The sequence below is a fragment of the Pedobacter sp. D749 genome (assembly GCF_019317285.1).
In the GTDB taxonomy this organism is placed as follows: Bacteria; Bacteroidota; Bacteroidia; order Sphingobacteriales; family Sphingobacteriaceae; genus Pedobacter.
This window is the reverse complement of sequence record NZ_CP079218.1, coordinates 2,222,362-2,237,936: the sequence shown is the minus strand read 5'-3', so window position 1 is coordinate 2,237,936 and position 15,575 is coordinate 2,222,362. Positions and strand designations below refer to the sequence as shown.

Genomic DNA, 15,575 nt, shown 5'->3' with positions numbered 1-15,575 from the left:
TGTTTATTTTCTTAATCGTAACCTGTTTTCAAGCATCACACTTTCTACATTATTTACCCGTAAAAAGTCAGCTTTAACATTGGCTATTTTGCCTGTTGTGGCCAGCTTGCTTGCGGTTAGTGTTCTGGTTCCGGTAACCAGCGAAAGTGCGGCATTTAGGCACAACTCATCCGGATCACCCAAAACCGGATAATCTACTCCTTTTATCATTACGTCTGGCTGCATACCTGTAAAATAATCAAACCAGCCATTGGCATTTTTAATCAGGAAACTGCTGAGGTAAAGACTGTACTGATCGATATTGATCCCGAAAAAGCCTACAGGTTTGCCATAGGTTTTCTCTCCGATGAGTTTCACATCAAAATAAGGTTTTAGGCAACTGATCAGCATTTCGCTGGCCGAGGCGGTATTGCCTGAAACGATAAAATAAACGGATTGGATACTTTGCAAATTCCCTTTTTTACTGAATTTATAGGTATTGCCAGCAACAGAATAATCTACATCGGCCATGGTCGCATTACGGCCATTATAGAGGGTAGTTTTCCCATTAGCATCTAAATACGGCTGGTGTTTTAATATCGGAACGCTACCATTCTGCATGGCAGAATTAAATACTTCACTGTACATCACCTTTCCGTTCAAACTACCGGGAACAATTAAATTGGCTATATATTCAGCAGTTTCTAAATAACCTCCACCATTGCTTCTTAGATCGATTACAATGGCTTTTGGATTCGCGCTTGCCAGATCTGCAAATGCTTCATCCAGGGCTGCTTTGGTTGTACTTAACTTAGGGAATGAACCCAAAGCGATATACGCAACCTGCACACTACCAGTTGCAATGAGCTTACTGGCTAATATAGCTGTGCCTGGGTTTACGACCTCAGCACTTGTACCTGGTAAACTCCTCCCCAACTGGAGATTCGAATATTTTGGATTTTCAAAGTAAACAGGTAATTCGTAAGGACTACCAGTAGCAAGATTTATTTTAAGCTGCGAAATATCGAACAATTCCTTTCGAAAAGCTGTAATATCAGAACTGATCGTCTCATATTTTTGCCTTGGATTAAATTCGGCATAACCCGGCAGTACCTCATTCCATAAGTATACCTGTTTGGCATATAGAAAAATAGAATCGAGCGTAAACTGGTTACGCGTTCCCGTTGTAGGCGAAACAATTTCTTCCGCATCACCAATGAAAACCTGTGCTTTTTTACAGGCAGAGGTTCCCATTAGAATCAGCACGAGAAGCGCGAAATATATCTTTATTTGTTGTTGCACCTTGTTATTTTATGATCGTAATGATATCATCAAAATAATCTGATCCGGTACCCGCTGCATAATATTCTCCCGCAGGATAATTATAGATAAACAGATCGTATTGACCAATAGGCAGGCTTTCAGGCACCTTTAATATTAATTGACCAGTTTTAGCTTCTTTGACCGTAAGATCATAAAACTGTTTGTTGGCTACATTTCGAATTGAAAACTTATTAATCAACTCGATCCTGTTTTCCCCATTTAGTGTAAATTCTTCTCCAGGTTTTAAGGTAGTTTTTATGGCAGTCATTTCAAGAGCACTTATAAAAGGAGAGCCGGCAGTTATGCCAAAGGTCCGTTCTATAAGCACAGTTCTTTGCCCTGAAACAACCTTTAGTTTATAAATACCATCTGGTGTCGTGGTATCTAATGTTACATTTACAGCTATTGGGCTCAGTGTTCCAATTGTTAACTCTTTTTCACTGTTATTAGCTGTGTTGATCAGGTAAACTTTGGTCTGATTTTTATCAGCAATAACATTATCACCACTTATAATAATATTTCTACCTTTTATTGCAAAATTTTTGGCATTGTAGACTGAAATCCCACCAGTGATATCAACCTTAAGTAGTGGCTGATTTACAACCTTTTTAATTACATATTCTTTAGTAGTACCATTCTGTGCAGTTACCACAAACCTGGTCGTTTCTTTAAAAGCTACTGTTTGTCCTGATGATGGACTAACAGTAGCCCTTTCTGATACCACAATTACGGGCACAATATTATCGGGTACTGACTGGTTTGATGGCCAATATATAGTGAGGTTCTTTTCATCAATTACAGCCTTAATTGGTTCACCGTTGGTATCTTTTACGGTAAAGCTTACAATGTCGGCATAAGGAAAATCTTCATATTCTTTTTTGCAGGCACTAAACAGGCTTAACAAGCAAAAAAGCAAAAGGCAGTATGAGCTGGCAGAGAAGCGTTTATATGTTGTATTCATAATCAATTATTGTTAGATTTGCATTTTTAGAGCCCGCAAATATGGTCTTTACCCAAGGCTAATATTTTTAAAACGATTCGGGATTATTCCCTTATTTGGGTTTTATTTATGATTTTTAGGGGCGGCTAGTCGTGTTTTCGCCCCTTTTTCAAATCAATTTAATTCAGGAAATCCCTTGGTGAATTAATCCTTATTTTAATCTCTTAATATGGAAGTTTACAGTAGTATTGTAAGTGCCGGATGTAGTTACGCCATCAAGCTGAACTATATAAAGTCTGGTTGAACCGGCAATTGTTGAGCCGTTACCTACAACAGCATATCTTTGAGACACAGGAGTAATGGTACGGTTAACGCGGTCGTAATTATACCACCCAACTACAGTTGTACTATTGCTACCCAAAGTGCTAATTGCACCCAATGTAACCGAAGAAACATCGGTTAACGTAATACCGGTAACATTGGTTACAGAAGGAGAATCGTAATAACCAAGGCTATTTGTTCCAGCGATGGTAATGTTTCCGTTAAAGTTGCTGTCGAAATTAACCTGGTTTCCAGAGCTTGCAACAACATTGTTCAATAAGTCGTAACCAACGGCAGTCCAGGAAGTAGGCGAAGTTGATGAATTGGTTACTACACCCGCTTCAGTAGCGCCAACGGCGATTAACGCAATTGTATTTTGTAAAGCAAGTTTGTTATCTGGTTGAACGGCTTCTTTTTTACAAGCGGTTCCTAATATGGCTAAAGTTGCAATTGCGAACGTAAGTTTTAAAAATTTCATTTTCATTTTTTTTAGATTTATGATTTTATTATATAAATGGGAATAATCTCCCGAATCGTTTTTCATGATTGAATGGTAAACAGGCTGTTATTTTGCAGTTACGGTAACAGACCAGTTTAGGGTTGATAATGGCCAGGTACCAAAAGATGCTGTTGGTGTATATACTCCTGGTGGAACGGTATCAGGCACGCGGATTACAGCCTCTGTACGGTTGTAGGAAACAATAGGCAAAAGCGTTTTCTGGCCGTTAACCATAATATAAAACTCATTAAAGTCGTTAAATACAATCCCTCCCGTAACGATTTTAAATGTTTCGCCCTGTTTTACCGTAACAGGCCCATAATTTATCCCTGGCCTGCCATAAACTACCTTTACCGGATACTTCATTTCGGCGGTTAAGGCCTGTACTTTTACCCTTACCTTATAATTTCCGACATCTAAAGTTTGTGGAACCTGTAGATAGCCATAAGTATAGGTCTTAACACCACCTATCATGGCTACCGATACACCTGGCGTTCCAAGGGAAATGCTAGGCGTTAACTCATATTCCTTATCGTTTTTATCAACCAAAAAGGCTTTGATCTTTTTAAGGTCAGAAACATTAAAATTACCCTGAACTCTTATATCATAAGTACCAATGGCTATCGTATAGGTTGCAGCCGCAATTGATAATTCAGTTAATACCAAAGGCGAGATCTGATTTAGTTTGATAATCAGTTTATAGGTTGAAGTACTTTGATCAGCACCTAAAACAGTGTAGGTCTTTTGGGTATTTAATACGTCTACCGGTGCAAGCGTTTCGCTCAGTTTAGCTCCTGCCGAAAGTTTGATTGCAGGTTCGATTACATCCAGTTCATAATAATAAGGTAAGTAAAGTGTAATGGTTTTATCAGTTTCATCAATGGCACCGAAAATGTTTCCATCCGATACGGCAACCTTAAACTCGGTGATTTTATTTGCCGGAAGTGGGTCCAGACCAATTGTTTTTTTGCAGGCGGCAAGCGTAGCAACTGTTAATAAAAGGCAAAGCAGTTGCATTAATTTATTTTTCATTTTAATACTTGTATTAATTTATTTGTGGTTTTATTTGATTTCGAATTTGGTACTTCCTTTTGGCACAATGACGTATTCAAAAGTGAAATACATGTGCGGTGTTGTTCTGAACCATTTATCGGCAGTAAAAGCATCTTTATAACAACTGATCATTTTAATCTTGGCATAATCGCCCTTGGCCGTACGGATGATAATCGTTCTTTTCTCGGGCATGGCATAAGCCACATGTTGTTTATCATAACTGCCGTCTCCCCTTTTGGTGCCTCCAAAATCGTACAGGTACCAACCAATGCCTTCCCCAAAATCGCCTTCATTATCGGTTCCAATAAATTTGCTGATGCTTAATGCAGCATCTGCAGGCACATCAACTACCTGGTCAAATGGTTTTTCCAAAATGGCAATAGCGCCTGAACCTGTGCTTCCCGATCCTAAACTTGTTGATGACTGACCGTTGTTAGGACTTAAAAAACTATTATAAAGGCCGTTAAAGCCAACATCCCAACGATTTGTTTTGGCATATAGCAAGGGCACTATTTCTTTTGTTTCCAGGCTGAACAGCACAGCTGTTGGTGGTACGGTTGGATTGGCATCATCCGTTTCTACAGCAAGGTTTTCGATACGCTGTAATTTATAATATGCTGTACCGCCCTCTGTTTTGATCGGTGTTTCTTTTCCAGGCTCAGGAGAAATAATCTCATCTTTTTTGCATCCCGTAAAGATCACAGCCAGTACCAAAGAGGTTGATGCCCATTTAAACAGCGCTTTATTTATTATAGTAATATTCTTCATCTTTCAATTATTTGGTCTGTAAATTTTTGCTTCCATCTTGCTGTACGTAATATTTAAAAGTATAATAAGGCGCAGGCCAGTTTAAATCAGTAACACTGGGAGGATTGCCTTTATAGGCGTTGATTAATTGTAGTTTGGCATATTTACCATCAGGTAACCTAATGGCGTAGGTGCGGTTGGGTATAGCCTGCATAATATGCGAACTAAGGCTATAGAAAAACCATCCGTATGAGGTTGCGGACGATGCCCAGCCGATTTTAGTTACTTCGCTCACACTAAAAGCCTGATCAGAAGGTGCCTGATTAACGGTGTCGTAACTTTGCTCAAGCATTACAACTGCACTTTTCGCAGTTCCGCCATAACCAGGGTTAAATTGATAATCTTTATCATTTACATAAACCTCGCTGTTGTAGGGACCGGTAAAGGCGAGGTCCCAGTCTTTTGTTTTTAGCCATTGTGCAGAATCAGCTGCATTACGGATCCAGATCTGTTTCTGATCTTTAAAGCGAAAAAGAAAAGTATAAAATGCACGTACTTCTTTGCCCGGCGTTCCATTGCCCATGGCTGCCTGTGTATCGCCAGCCAGATCGGTTACCACAATACTCTTACCGTCCTGTAAAACTTCGTTTGGATCGGGCTCATCTTTTTTGCAAGAACCAAGCGAGAGAACCAATAACAAAAAACCAAGAGCTAAAACTGTTTTTCTCTTTACTGGTTGGCTATGTTTTATATACTTCATTACGGATATTATTTTTAATCATTCTAAATAATAATATTGCAAACATCCATATTAACCACCATAAATGGTTTGTTCAATCCGTATTTTATTTTGTTCAATCCGTATTTTCTTTTGTTCAAAGCGTATTATTTATCACCGGTTTTAACTAAGTCTTATGAATTACCTCCTTCAAAATAAATCATAAACAACTGAAAAACAGATGAATAATAAAATAGAAAATCTAAATAGGTTTTAAAAATTGCATCCGGGCTAAATATCTTGCTTGCCCAATTACTTGTATTTAGATTAATTAAACACTTTTTTTGTTCCTATAACCATCGCCTACATGAGGATTAAAAAGTATTATATTGTATTGATTATCGTTTCTTTTTTTAGTGCTACGCAATATGTTGCTGCACAGGCGAAGCGTATCATTACCTTAAGCAGTGCCATTAGTGAAACCGTAAATGCATTGGGTTATGGCAAGAATATTCTGGCTACTGATGTAACCAGTGTATCGCCTGAAGAGATCAACAGATTGCCTAAAGTGAGCAGAAACCGGTCTTTTTCTGTTGAAAGTATTACCGCTTACCGTCCAGATCTTATCTTGGTACCTGAAGGAGATTTTTCTAAAGAAAACCTGTATCAGTTTAAATCATTGGGTATCCGGGTGGTTACCATTCGTCAGGAATTTTCTGTTCAGGGCGCAACAAAATTTATCAGGCAAATTGCTGCTGCCATTGGCGATAAGGCACGAGGAGAACAACTGGCACAAAAAACAGAAAGTAACATCAATACCACTTTAAGTCAGCTAAAAAAGGGCAGCAAAAGCCCGAAGGTTTTATTTATTTATGCACGTGGCGTTGGCACCATGAATGTAGCCGGCAAAGGCAGCAGCATAGATGAGATTATTAAACTGGCCGGAGGCAAAAATGCCATTCTGGAGTTTAGCGATTTTAAACCTTATACCACCGAAGCATTGATTAAAAGCAATCCGGATGTGATTTTAATGTTCGATTTCGGATTAAGCAGTTTAGGCGGAAGAGCAGCCTTTTTAGATCTCCCTGGTGTAAGTTATACCAATGCTGGAAAAAATAAAAAGATCATAGAAATGAACGGACCTCTGCTGATCAACTTTAGCAATAGACTGCCAGAAGCCATTAAAGCACTAAATAACCGTATTTTGTAATGAAAAGAACTGTTATTTATACCTGCCTGAGTGTAGGTTTATTGGTGTCCATCTGTTTTTCCTTAGCCTTAGGTGCCATGCGCATTCCCATAAAAGAAGTGATTGATACCTTAACCCATGCCATGGGATTTTCTGTTTTTAGCAGTGCCGATCATGGTATAAATGAAGGGGTAATTATGATGATCAGGCTGCCCCGCACCTTAATGGGTGTACTGGTTGGTGCTGCTTTGGGCATTTCTGGAGCAGCCATACAAGGAATATTCAGGAATCCATTGGCCGAACCCAGTTTGGTAGGTATATCGGCTGGGGCATCGTTAATGGCGGTTTTGATTATTGCTTTCGAAACAATTTTATTTTCTAGTTTGAGTCAGCTGCTGGGTTATTACCTTTTGGCCTTTGGCGCTTTTGCCGGTGCAGGTATTACGGCTATGTTGGTGTACAATCTTTCCAAAATCAATGGACAGGCCAATGTTTCGACCATGTTGCTCGTGGGTATTGCCATCAATGCAATGGCAGGCGCTTTAACCGGATTGGTTACTTACCTGGCCGATGAACAAAAACTCAGGAGCATTACCTTCTGGATGATGGGCAGCCTGGGCGGGGCAACCTGGCAAAATGTAAGCTGCTTATTTCCTTTTGTACTTATCCCTTTAATCGGGCTCCCATTTTTAGCCAAAGGTTTAAATCTATTTGCCATTGGAGAAAATCAGGTAGAATTGATCGGCTTAAACCCGAACCGCATTAAAATATTGGTGGTGGTATTGGCTACCATGGCTGTTGGTGCTTCTGTTGCCGTTTCGGGAATTATTGGATTTATTGGCCTGCTCATCCCCCACCTTACCCGTTTGTTGGGCGGAGTAGATCATCGTTTTGTGCTTCCTGTTTCGGCATTAATGGGTGCATTGGTGCTTACATTGGCTGATATGGTTTCGAGATTGATTGTGCAACCGATCGAATTGCCGATTGGCGTGGTTACTGCTTTAATGGGTACGCCCATATTTTTATATATCCTCATTAAAGACAAAAAGAAATTAGTTAATTAAATAATCGGTTTATGCTCAGAGTAGAATCCATCAGCTATAAATTAAATAACAGGCCACTTTTAAAAGATATCTCGTTCAGTATCAGGCCAGGCGAAATGGTTGCGCTTTTAGGATCGAACGGTGCGGGGAAGTCTACCTTAATGCGCTTGCTTTCTGGTGAACGAAAGCCTGATAGCGGGCGGATTATGTTATATGGAGCAGATATTAAGGATTACAAACGAAAAACGTTGGCTACCAAAAGGGCTTATCTGCAACAGCACAATCCTATTACCATGGCCTTTAGTGTGAAAGAAATCGTGATGATGGGCCGTTATGGTTTTAAAAGTTTATCATCGGCAAAAAATGATCAACTGGCCCTTTCCGAAACGATGGAAATCTGCGGATTAACTGATCTTGCAGACCGATCGATGTTAAGCCTTTCAGGAGGTGAACAGCAACGGGTACACCTGGCAAGGGTACTGGCCCAATTGTGGAACAATAAAGATTCGGTACTGCTCCTGGACGAACCGACCAATAATATGGATCTTCAATTTCAGCACCAAACCCTGGCTATAGCTGCTGCCATGGCAAAAAAGGGTTACATGGTTGTTGTTGTGCTGCATGAAGTTAACCTGGCCGCGCAGTATGCCAGCCGCATTGTTATTTTAAAAGATGGTAGAAAATGGTGGGATGGAACACCTGTACAGGTACTTACCCCACAGCATTTGTATACCGCATTTGGCATCCATGCACAGGCCTATACAGACCAAAGCAGTCTAAAAACGGTTATTGTGCCAAAGGAAGTTAAGCTCGATGCCGGAAAATTTAACAGCAATATGAAAACGACACAACAACCTATATATAAGTTAAAAACTATCGAAACCGATGAATTAATCAACCTCCAATCTGTAAAGATTTAATCTCCCCTACCTATGGAAAACATTCAAAAACTACTTAATACCGCACAAACTATTGGCCAGTTACCAAATTCAGCCTGTACCGACGCATTTAAAGAAACACTTTTAAAAACAATAAATGATTATTGTAGATTAAAACGCCTTGCCTTTTCCGAAAAAAGATTATGGATTGCGTTTAAACTGATGGAGGTAAGGGATTTTATTCATCCCGAATCGCTTTGGCTAATGCTTAAGGAAGATAAAACACCCATCAGCATTGGTTGTGTATATACCAACCTAAAGCTAATGGAAGCAGCAGGTGTAGCCGAAGCGCAAAGTACAGGATCGAGACTAATTCTGTATAAGATCAGAGCCGTACATCACTAGGCAAAATGCCGTAGTATTTTTTGAAAGCGTTGGTGAAACTGGCCTGATGTTTAAAACCGACGTTTACACCTACCTCGTACATATTTTTGCCTTCTTCTAAAATCAATCTTTTGGCCTCTTCCATTCTTAAACGGGTTACAAAATCGTATATGGTACTGCCAAAATATTTTTTAAAACCTGTTCTCAATTTAAACTCATTAAGCAAGATCATTTTAGAAAGCTGCTTATGGGTTGGTGGATCAATATAATCGCGTTCCAGAATCTCCCTGGCTTCTTCGAGTTTTGGAATATCGCGATCCAGTAGCGCTTCTTTACCGCCTTGAATATGCTGACTAAATTGTTCCAGTTGATACATAATCAATTCGGTAATCCGGGCATCGGTAAACAGGCGTTTCAATTCTCCGTCCTGCCTGCAGGTAACAATCGCATCGATTGATCTGCGCATTTCTGGTGTCATAAAAAGATCGTGTTCGGCAAAAGAGGTCGATATCCCTTTTTCAATCTCCTGCACAAATTGCTCATGCAATGGAGAGTACAAATCGACTAAACGCAAATAGTAATCTTTAGAGAGTACAATTAAGAAATATACAAATTCTACATCTGGCTTGACATCGTAAGCTTCTTTTGCCGAGGGGATATAGCGGATATTATGCCTGCTCCGGCCGTATTTAGCCGATTGTTTACCGGTAGCGCCAGAACCATTTTTATTGCTAAAAATAAACTGACAGGTAATGGCTTCTCCTTCTACCTCGGTAAGGATCCTGGCAGGTTCATCAAATTTCATTTCAGAATGCACCAAAAAGAGACCATTGGTAGAGAGCTGATAATTTTTAATGCCTACCGGAGCATCTTTAATGGTTATTGATTTTTCGGATAATCGGTGATCGGGAACATACTTATCTGGAATTTCTTCCATGAACAGAAAATCTTTCTGATGCTCTATTCTTGCCTTTACAATCATTTCCGGTCTGGGTTAATGTTAAAAACAAATATAACAATATTATTTATATCAATTCTAAATAAGAGTAATTATTCTGCATTATTGATGAAGAAGATGTTGATTCAGTTCTGTTCGTTTTCGAACGGAAACCGTTCAATTATGGACATGTTTTGTTTCGATTTTCTAAAAAGAGAGCCAGAAATAACTTTAGAGCAATACTTTCTTTAATGGCATAAACTTAGCACCATTAAAGAAAATTTAAAAATGAAGAAAATAATAACGCTTGCAGTTATCGCCATCTCCATCTTATTTAAACCCAGCCAAGCCTGCACAGTAATTTCATGTGCATTAAAAGGAGAAGTATTTGCTGCAGCCAATGAAGATGATTACATGGGCTTTGCAAGAATGTGGTTTAACCCTAAAACCGCAGAAAGGTATGGTTCGGTTTGTTTTGGACTCCCTGATCTGCAAGCACAGGCGGCCATGAATGAATATGGCCTGTTTTACGATTTTACCGCACAAAATATCGATCCTGCTAAATATCATCCTAAAAACATCTATAAAGGAGATCTTTTTTTTGAAATTCTCGGCAAATGTAAAACTGTAAAGGAAGCTTTGGCTTATCTGGAAAAATACGATTACGCAATCAGTTCGCAGGTGTTAATTGCAGATGCACTTGGCCATTCGATCATCATTAATGCGGGTACTAAATTACCCAAATCAGGGTATTATCAGATCAATACAAATTTTGATATCAGCAAGGTAAAAACTAAAAACTATTCCTGCCGGAGGTATGATATTTCAGAAGAGATGCTAAAAGAGGCAAAAACTATACGTGTTCCCTTTTTTCGCGATATTTTAAACCGTACCCGACAAGAAGGAAAACTATCTACTATTTACAGTAACATTTACGATCTTAAACGGGGCATCATTACTGTATATCATTTTCACGACTTTGGACACCCTTATGTAATTGATTTAAGAAAAGAACTGGCGAAAGGTTACCGGTTAGAAAAAATAAGCGATCATTTTCCTGCAAGCTTTGCCTATGAACAGTTTTTGATGAGCGATAAACCCATGTACAGGAAAGAAATGATGTTGGATGAGATCAAGCAAAAAGGATTACGCCCTACCATAAACCGTTATTTGGATCTGGGTAAAATGATGACGAAGGATAGTACAATCAACGGCACCCTATTAGAAGTGGGTATCCAACTTGTTAAAGACGGATATAATAAGCATGCCCAGGGTGGAATTTGGGAATACTGGTTCGCAATGCCCGGCGGTTTTAAAATAGAAAATTTTAATGATGAACGTATAAATGCAGCTGCAGAAATATTCGATTATTTAGGCACTGAAAAGGGAATAGATCTCAAATTAAAGAATTTCATATATGAGTTAAGTGCTTATGTCAGGCTTATTCAAGGCAATCAGACTCAGGCCAAAGAATATTATGCAATAGCCGCAGCCAGCAGCGCCGATGCCTGGCCGATATCATTTACACGATCAAAGAAAATGCTGGCTATTTTGTAGGAAAATCATTTTAAGTTAAAAGTACTCATTGCTTTTAAATTAAGACAGCTGATTTTTAATAGCAACTTATCCTGATACCTAAGTACGGTGACTTAATTTCAGCATTAATTATCAGGTAACGTTGTGAATGTATAACCAACCGCAATCCGAAAAAAAAATCCTATCTAAAAGAACTTGTCTGTTTAGATAGGAAGAGGGTTAATTACATATTTGACAGGTAGATGTAAATATTTTTGATGTGCAGTTCAGCTAAAAATTGCGACAAGAATCAAATTTTGTTTTTATTGATAGTAAAGATCGCATTTGATTTAACTTTAGTGAACCAGGTTACACAGATCGGTCTGTTTTCATTACAGATAGGTGCAAATATTATTCAGATTCAATATCCAACACTATAATATTGGTAGCCTGGCATCCTAGTTGTCCATGTTCCAAATTGAAACGAACTTTTGTTCCTACAAGTAAAGCAGGACGGTAAATCCCTATTAATTTCTGATTATCTGCATAAACCATTTCTTTTCCATCATTAAGTGCAATAAATCCAAAACCTCTTACCGGATTATACCATTTAATTACCCCAGTGTACCTCATAAGCGTCCTTTTTTCATTAAATTAGCCACTATCATCAAAATTTGAGATGAAACGGGATAAATCGTTTTATTTTCGGTATAAAAAGGTGTAAATTCGTTATATATACAATGAAGATTAACAAATGATTAGGTGCATAGCCATTGATGACCAACAAAACTCAATCTCGGGTATTGAAAAATATATAGCGGATGCACCGAATATGGAACTCCTGGCTAGTTATACTGACCCAATGACAGCCTTGAAAGAACTGAAAAAGATTGATCAGGTAGATGTAATATTTATGGACATTCAAATGCCTCAGATTTCGGGCATTGAACTTTCTAAAGCAATCCGCTCCAAAACCAGAAAACTCATATTTACTACCTCTCATGAGGAATATGCCTTTGAAGCCTTTGAAGCAGAAGCAGATGCTTATCTGCTTAAACCTTATGGTTATGCAAAATTTGCTTTAACCGTAAACCGGATGTTTGAAGATGAAACAGAAGATATTGCGCAGGAAGCTTATTTTTTCGTCAAAAATAAATCTGAGGAACATAAAGCTGTTTTGGTACGATATGCAGATATAATAGCTTTTGAAAGTTTCCATAACTACATCAAAATCCATACAAAAGAAAAAGTAATTATAGCGTATTTAAGTTTGAAAGATGTTAAAGAGCAGCTCAATATAGAAAAAGGCTTTATACAACTACATAGGGGGTATATTATTTCCATCAATCATATTTTACATGTTGAAGGAACGAGGGTAACGCTTTCTAATCATACCAGCTTTACAGTGGGCGATCTTTACTACAATGATTTTCGTGACTTTTTTACCGATAAACTTATTACGAGTAAACGTAACAAATAGACATTTAAGCCGCACAAAAATTAAAATAAAAGCCAAAAAGAAAGCCCTTCTAAAACTAGAAGGGCTTTCTTTTTAAGCGAAATAAATTATTTAGCGCTATTTTTTTTATCAGTTACTTCAGCTCTAATTTCTTGGGCTAAAACTTTTAGGTCTTGCATTGCTTTACGTACACGTGTACCTGCTGCAGCATTACCGCCATCATAAAATTTAGTTACGTCTGCTTCTACAGAAGAGATTAGATCTTGCACTTTTTTAAATTTGTCCATAATTTTTCTTTTATAGGGATGGTAAACATCCATTAATTAAACAATATTACTTTCCGCTAACAATAAACGAGCCGCAAAACTATTGCTTTTTATAAATTAAACAAACGTTTATGGCAAATCATTATTGTAAACAGCATGAAATATCTAGACAAAGGCAGTTACTCATGCCTTATTTTTAACATATACGTCCTCATTTTTAGACCTTTACGGATGGCCCATTTAACATAAAAAATTTTACAGTTAGGAAATTTAATTCAGCAATTATGTTCTATCTTGGCTGGAAATATGCAGTCTTTAAACCTTCTCATTAGTACCAGTTGTTTATTCTTGCTTTTATTCTCCATGCATCTTTTTTTTTCAAAAAAGGGGAATAAACTGTTAAACATTTTCCTTTCGGTTATATTTTTTGCCCGATTTGGTCAAATATTAACTTCATTATTTTTTAAATCAGGCCAGCCCAATACCTTAGCCTTTTTTCATCAAACTTTTACTCCATTCTATTATGCTGCCCCAGCCTGCTTTTATCTCTACATCACAGGGTTTCTACAGGATCGTAAAAATTTACAAAAAATAGAATGGCTCCATTTTTTGCCTGCATTACTGGCCATTATCCATGTTATCCCCTGGCATTTTTCTACTGCACTCAATTGGGAGTTGATAGGTAGCCAACTGGCCGAAAACGGTTACTTCTCACTGAAAGAAAGAAGTGGTCTTTTTCCGCCATATTTCCATTACTTATTCAGGCCAGTATTGGTAATGGCTTATTTATGCGCCACGTGGATTGTTGTACTGCGTCTAAAAAACAAACCAAAACAGCTGCTCGAAGCCGAAAGCAGGACGTGGATCATCTTTTTTCTTAGGATTGCTACCTTCTTCCAGTTATTTACCCTGGCACCTATCATTTTAAGAAACTTACATATCCCATATGTTAACGCTTCGTTTGTTGTGGTCAATTGTTTAGCCCTGTTAGTTATTTTAGTATATGCGCTTCACAGGCCGTATATTTTTTATGGCTATCTACTGGTAGCGGTAGACTGGACTAAAAAACCCACAGTACTGAAAACAGAAACTGATGCAATTTTAATTCCCCTGATAGCAGAAGCTCCAAAACCTAACCGAACAACAGTAAAAAAAAATAATCTCATAGATGCACAACTTTCTGACTATGCCCTTGCCATGAAAGAAATAATGGAGGAGGAACAGCTTTATCTGCTTCACGATTTCCAGATTATTGATCTGGCCGCAAAACTCAACATCCCGATTCACCATTGCTCTTTCGTCATAAACAAACATATTGGAAAAAATTTCAGAGATTGGATAAACAGTTACCGGGTTAATCATTTCTTAAAACAGTATCCCTTAAAATCAGATAAAATCACCATCGAAGCAATTGCATCTGAATCTGGCTTTAAAAGCGTGGCTACTTTTTATAATGCATTTAAAAAAGAAACAGGATTAATGCCAACTGCCTATTTCGCACAGGAACTAAGCCATTAACCTGTCATAACGCCTTTTTTTAGTCTAACGATCGTATCGTTAGAGGCTATAACTGTCCTATTTTTTAGTGCACGCTAAAATACAAGATACCTTTGGTTTCAGATTATGACAGGCATTACGGCTTTTTCAAATGAGTATGCTTAAATCTTTTTTTAAATCAAAATAAGTCTTAACCATGCCATATACAGCATCATTTTTACGCCCGCTTTTCGATTATCTTGAGCAATTCTATCCTTTATCTGATACTTTTAAAGCCGAATATGAAAGGTCTTGCAAACTCATGCGTATCAAAAAAAACAAACACATTCTCTCTCCAATAGATAGTAATTCTTCTCTGTATTTTTTGGTCGATGGTCTTGTGCGTGGCTTTGTGCGCGATGGTAAAAAAGAGATCAGCACCTGGTTTAGCTTCGAAAATGAGTTAATAGGTGCTATACGCCATCCCGATCAGCAGCCCGGTTATTCTATAGAATATCTCCAGGCCCTGGAAGATTGTAAACTCATCTGCATTCCCTATACTTTAATCGATTTAATGTATACGAAATATCCGGAGTCCAACCTCATCGACAGAAAGCTATTGGCACTTCAGTATTATGCTGCATCAGAAAGGGCTATCCTTGCCCGGATACCCAAAGCTACCGGCAGGTACCGCAAATTACAGGAAAGCGGTTTGGATATCAATAGGATACCGCAGTGTTATCTGGCCAGTTACCTGGGGGTGCGTATAGAAACCATGAGCAGAATCAGAAATAAAGTTGTAACACCTGAATACCGGTTGTGCTCTTAATTTAGCGCAGAACATTCAA

The 15,575-nt window shown here is 38.2% G+C and carries 17 protein-coding genes; 8 read left to right on the top strand and 9 right to left on the bottom strand.

The annotated features are described in order from the left end of the window. Window positions 1–3: 3 nt before the first annotated feature. From KYH19_RS08935 to KYH19_RS08910, 6 genes are all read right to left on the bottom strand, one after another. Window positions 4–1,281 carry a S41 family peptidase gene (locus KYH19_RS08935; protein ID WP_219078414.1) on the bottom strand — a complete coding sequence of 426 codons (1,278 nt, stop codon included), beginning with the start codon at window positions 1,279–1,281 and terminating at the stop codon, window positions 4–6. A gap of 4 nt (window positions 1,282–1,285) precedes the next feature. Further along, entirely contained in the window at window positions 1,286–2,263 is a 978-nt protein-coding gene (locus tag KYH19_RS08930) for a DUF5018 domain-containing protein (protein WP_219078413.1), read from the bottom strand. A 190-nt stretch (window positions 2,264–2,453) separates the two neighbouring features. Continuing rightward, window positions 2,454–3,041 carry a hypothetical protein gene (locus KYH19_RS08925; protein WP_219078412.1) on the bottom strand — a complete coding sequence of 196 codons (588 nt, stop codon included), beginning with the start codon at window positions 3,039–3,041 and terminating at the stop codon, window positions 2,454–2,456. Between the two features lie 87 nt (window positions 3,042–3,128). Continuing rightward, complete coding sequence (locus KYH19_RS08920; RefSeq protein ID WP_219078411.1) at window positions 3,129–4,094, bottom strand: hypothetical protein; 966 nt, start codon at window positions 4,092–4,094, stop codon at window positions 3,129–3,131. A gap of 30 nt (window positions 4,095–4,124) precedes the next feature. Then, the gene (locus tag KYH19_RS08915) at window positions 4,125–4,883 is read right to left on the bottom strand and encodes an HmuY family protein (RefSeq protein ID WP_219078410.1); all 759 of its coding nucleotides are present in this window, start codon (window positions 4,881–4,883) and stop codon (window positions 4,125–4,127) included. A 7-nt stretch (window positions 4,884–4,890) separates the two neighbouring features. Then, complete coding sequence (locus KYH19_RS08910; RefSeq protein ID WP_219078409.1) at window positions 4,891–5,622, bottom strand: HmuY family protein; 732 nt, start codon at window positions 5,620–5,622, stop codon at window positions 4,891–4,893. A gap of 325 nt (window positions 5,623–5,947) precedes the next feature. On the opposite strand from KYH19_RS08910, the gene KYH19_RS08905 reads away from it, so the two are divergent. The 4 genes from KYH19_RS08905 to KYH19_RS08890 are packed head-to-tail and all read left to right on the top strand — an operon-like array spanning window position 5,948 to window position 9,095. Then, window positions 5,948–6,790, top strand: a complete 843-nt coding sequence (locus tag KYH19_RS08905; protein ID WP_219078408.1) for a hemin ABC transporter substrate-binding protein — start codon at window positions 5,948–5,950, stop codon at window positions 6,788–6,790. Further along, window positions 6,790–7,833 carry an iron ABC transporter permease gene (locus KYH19_RS08900; RefSeq protein ID WP_219078407.1) on the top strand — a complete coding sequence of 348 codons (1,044 nt, stop codon included), beginning with the start codon at window positions 6,790–6,792 and terminating at the stop codon, window positions 7,831–7,833. The genes KYH19_RS08905 and KYH19_RS08900 overlap by 1 nt, the downstream gene beginning before the upstream one ends. Before the next feature lie 11 nt (window positions 7,834–7,844). Further along, entirely contained in the window at window positions 7,845–8,732 is an 888-nt protein-coding gene (locus KYH19_RS08895; RefSeq protein WP_219078406.1) for a heme ABC transporter ATP-binding protein, read from the top strand. A gap of 12 nt (window positions 8,733–8,744) precedes the next feature. Then, complete coding sequence (locus KYH19_RS08890) at window positions 8,745–9,095, top strand: transcriptional repressor (protein ID WP_219078405.1); 351 nt, start codon at window positions 8,745–8,747, stop codon at window positions 9,093–9,095. On the opposite strand, the gene KYH19_RS08885 is transcribed toward KYH19_RS08890, so the two are convergent. Then, the gene (locus KYH19_RS08885) at window positions 9,076–10,056 is read right to left on the bottom strand and encodes a helix-turn-helix domain-containing protein (protein WP_132402107.1); all 981 of its coding nucleotides are present in this window, start codon (window positions 10,054–10,056) and stop codon (window positions 9,076–9,078) included. The two genes, KYH19_RS08890 and KYH19_RS08885, sit on opposite strands and share 20 nt — an antisense overlap. Window positions 10,057–10,299: 243 nt before the next feature. Between KYH19_RS08885 and KYH19_RS08880 the strand changes: the two genes are divergently transcribed. Further along, window positions 10,300–11,568: a C45 family peptidase gene (locus tag KYH19_RS08880; RefSeq protein ID WP_219078404.1), complete on the top strand. Its 1,269-nt coding sequence runs from the start codon at window positions 10,300–10,302 to the stop codon at window positions 11,566–11,568. Window positions 11,569–11,937: 369 nt separating this feature from the next. Here the strand turns inward: KYH19_RS08880 and KYH19_RS08875 are convergent, their stop codons facing one another. Beyond that, window positions 11,938–12,159: a cold-shock protein gene (locus KYH19_RS08875; protein WP_132402113.1), complete on the bottom strand. Its 222-nt coding sequence runs from the start codon at window positions 12,157–12,159 to the stop codon at window positions 11,938–11,940. 121 nt (window positions 12,160–12,280) lie between these two features. On the opposite strand from KYH19_RS08875, the gene KYH19_RS08870 reads away from it, so the two are divergent. Beyond that, window positions 12,281–13,006, top strand: coding sequence for a LytTR family DNA-binding domain-containing protein (locus KYH19_RS08870; protein ID WP_132402116.1), 726 nt, complete (start codon window positions 12,281–12,283; stop codon window positions 13,004–13,006). 86 nt (window positions 13,007–13,092) lie between these two features. On the opposite strand, the gene KYH19_RS08865 is transcribed toward KYH19_RS08870, so the two are convergent. Next, window positions 13,093–13,272 (bottom strand): histone H1, encoded by a 180-nt coding sequence (locus KYH19_RS08865; RefSeq protein WP_057933955.1) that lies wholly within the window; start codon window positions 13,270–13,272, stop codon window positions 13,093–13,095. A gap of 342 nt (window positions 13,273–13,614) precedes the next feature. On the opposite strand from KYH19_RS08865, the gene KYH19_RS08860 reads away from it, so the two are divergent. Together KYH19_RS08860 and KYH19_RS08855 are read left to right on the top strand one after the other, a co-directional pair. Continuing rightward, window positions 13,615–14,769, top strand: a complete 1,155-nt coding sequence (locus tag KYH19_RS08860; protein ID WP_219078403.1) for an AraC family transcriptional regulator — start codon at window positions 13,615–13,617, stop codon at window positions 14,767–14,769. A 175-nt stretch (window positions 14,770–14,944) separates the two neighbouring features. After that, window positions 14,945–15,556 (top strand): Crp/Fnr family transcriptional regulator, encoded by a 612-nt coding sequence (locus KYH19_RS08855; RefSeq protein WP_132402122.1) that lies wholly within the window; start codon window positions 14,945–14,947, stop codon window positions 15,554–15,556. Window positions 15,557–15,575 lie beyond the last annotated feature (19 nt).

Coding starts and splice junctions, on each gene's coding strand:
- KYH19_RS08875 (WP_132402113.1), bottom strand. CDS start 12,159: ATGAGGTACACTGGGGTAATTAAATGGTATAATCCGGTAAGAGGTTTT.
- KYH19_RS08915 (WP_219078410.1), bottom strand. CDS start 4,883: ATGAAGAATATTACTATAATAAATAAAGCGCTGTTTAAATGGGCATCA.
- KYH19_RS08855 (WP_132402122.1), top strand. CDS start 14,945: ATGCCATATACAGCATCATTTTTACGCCCGCTTTTCGATTATCTTGAG.
- KYH19_RS08890 (WP_219078405.1), top strand. CDS start 8,745: ATGGAAAACATTCAAAAACTACTTAATACCGCACAAACTATTGGCCAG.
- KYH19_RS08905 (WP_219078408.1), top strand. CDS start 5,948: ATGAGGATTAAAAAGTATTATATTGTATTGATTATCGTTTCTTTTTTT.
- KYH19_RS08900 (WP_219078407.1), top strand. CDS start 6,790: ATGAAAAGAACTGTTATTTATACCTGCCTGAGTGTAGGTTTATTGGTG.
- KYH19_RS08920 (WP_219078411.1), bottom strand. CDS start 4,094: ATGAAAAATAAATTAATGCAACTGCTTTGCCTTTTATTAACAGTTGCT.
- KYH19_RS08925 (WP_219078412.1), bottom strand. CDS start 3,041: ATGAAATTTTTAAAACTTACGTTCGCAATTGCAACTTTAGCCATATTA.
- KYH19_RS08895 (WP_219078406.1), top strand. CDS start 7,845: ATGCTCAGAGTAGAATCCATCAGCTATAAATTAAATAACAGGCCACTT.
- KYH19_RS08880 (WP_219078404.1), top strand. CDS start 10,300: ATGAAGAAAATAATAACGCTTGCAGTTATCGCCATCTCCATCTTATTT.
- KYH19_RS08860 (WP_219078403.1), top strand. CDS start 13,615: ATGCATCTTTTTTTTTCAAAAAAGGGGAATAAACTGTTAAACATTTTC.
- KYH19_RS08870 (WP_132402116.1), top strand. CDS start 12,281: ATGATTAGGTGCATAGCCATTGATGACCAACAAAACTCAATCTCGGGT.
- KYH19_RS08910 (WP_219078409.1), bottom strand. CDS start 5,622: ATGAAGTATATAAAACATAGCCAACCAGTAAAGAGAAAAACAGTTTTA.
- KYH19_RS08885 (WP_132402107.1), bottom strand. CDS start 10,056: ATGATTGTAAAGGCAAGAATAGAGCATCAGAAAGATTTTCTGTTCATG.
- KYH19_RS08865 (WP_057933955.1), bottom strand. CDS start 13,272: ATGGACAAATTTAAAAAAGTGCAAGATCTAATCTCTTCTGTAGAAGCA.
- KYH19_RS08930 (WP_219078413.1), bottom strand. CDS start 2,263: ATGAATACAACATATAAACGCTTCTCTGCCAGCTCATACTGCCTTTTG.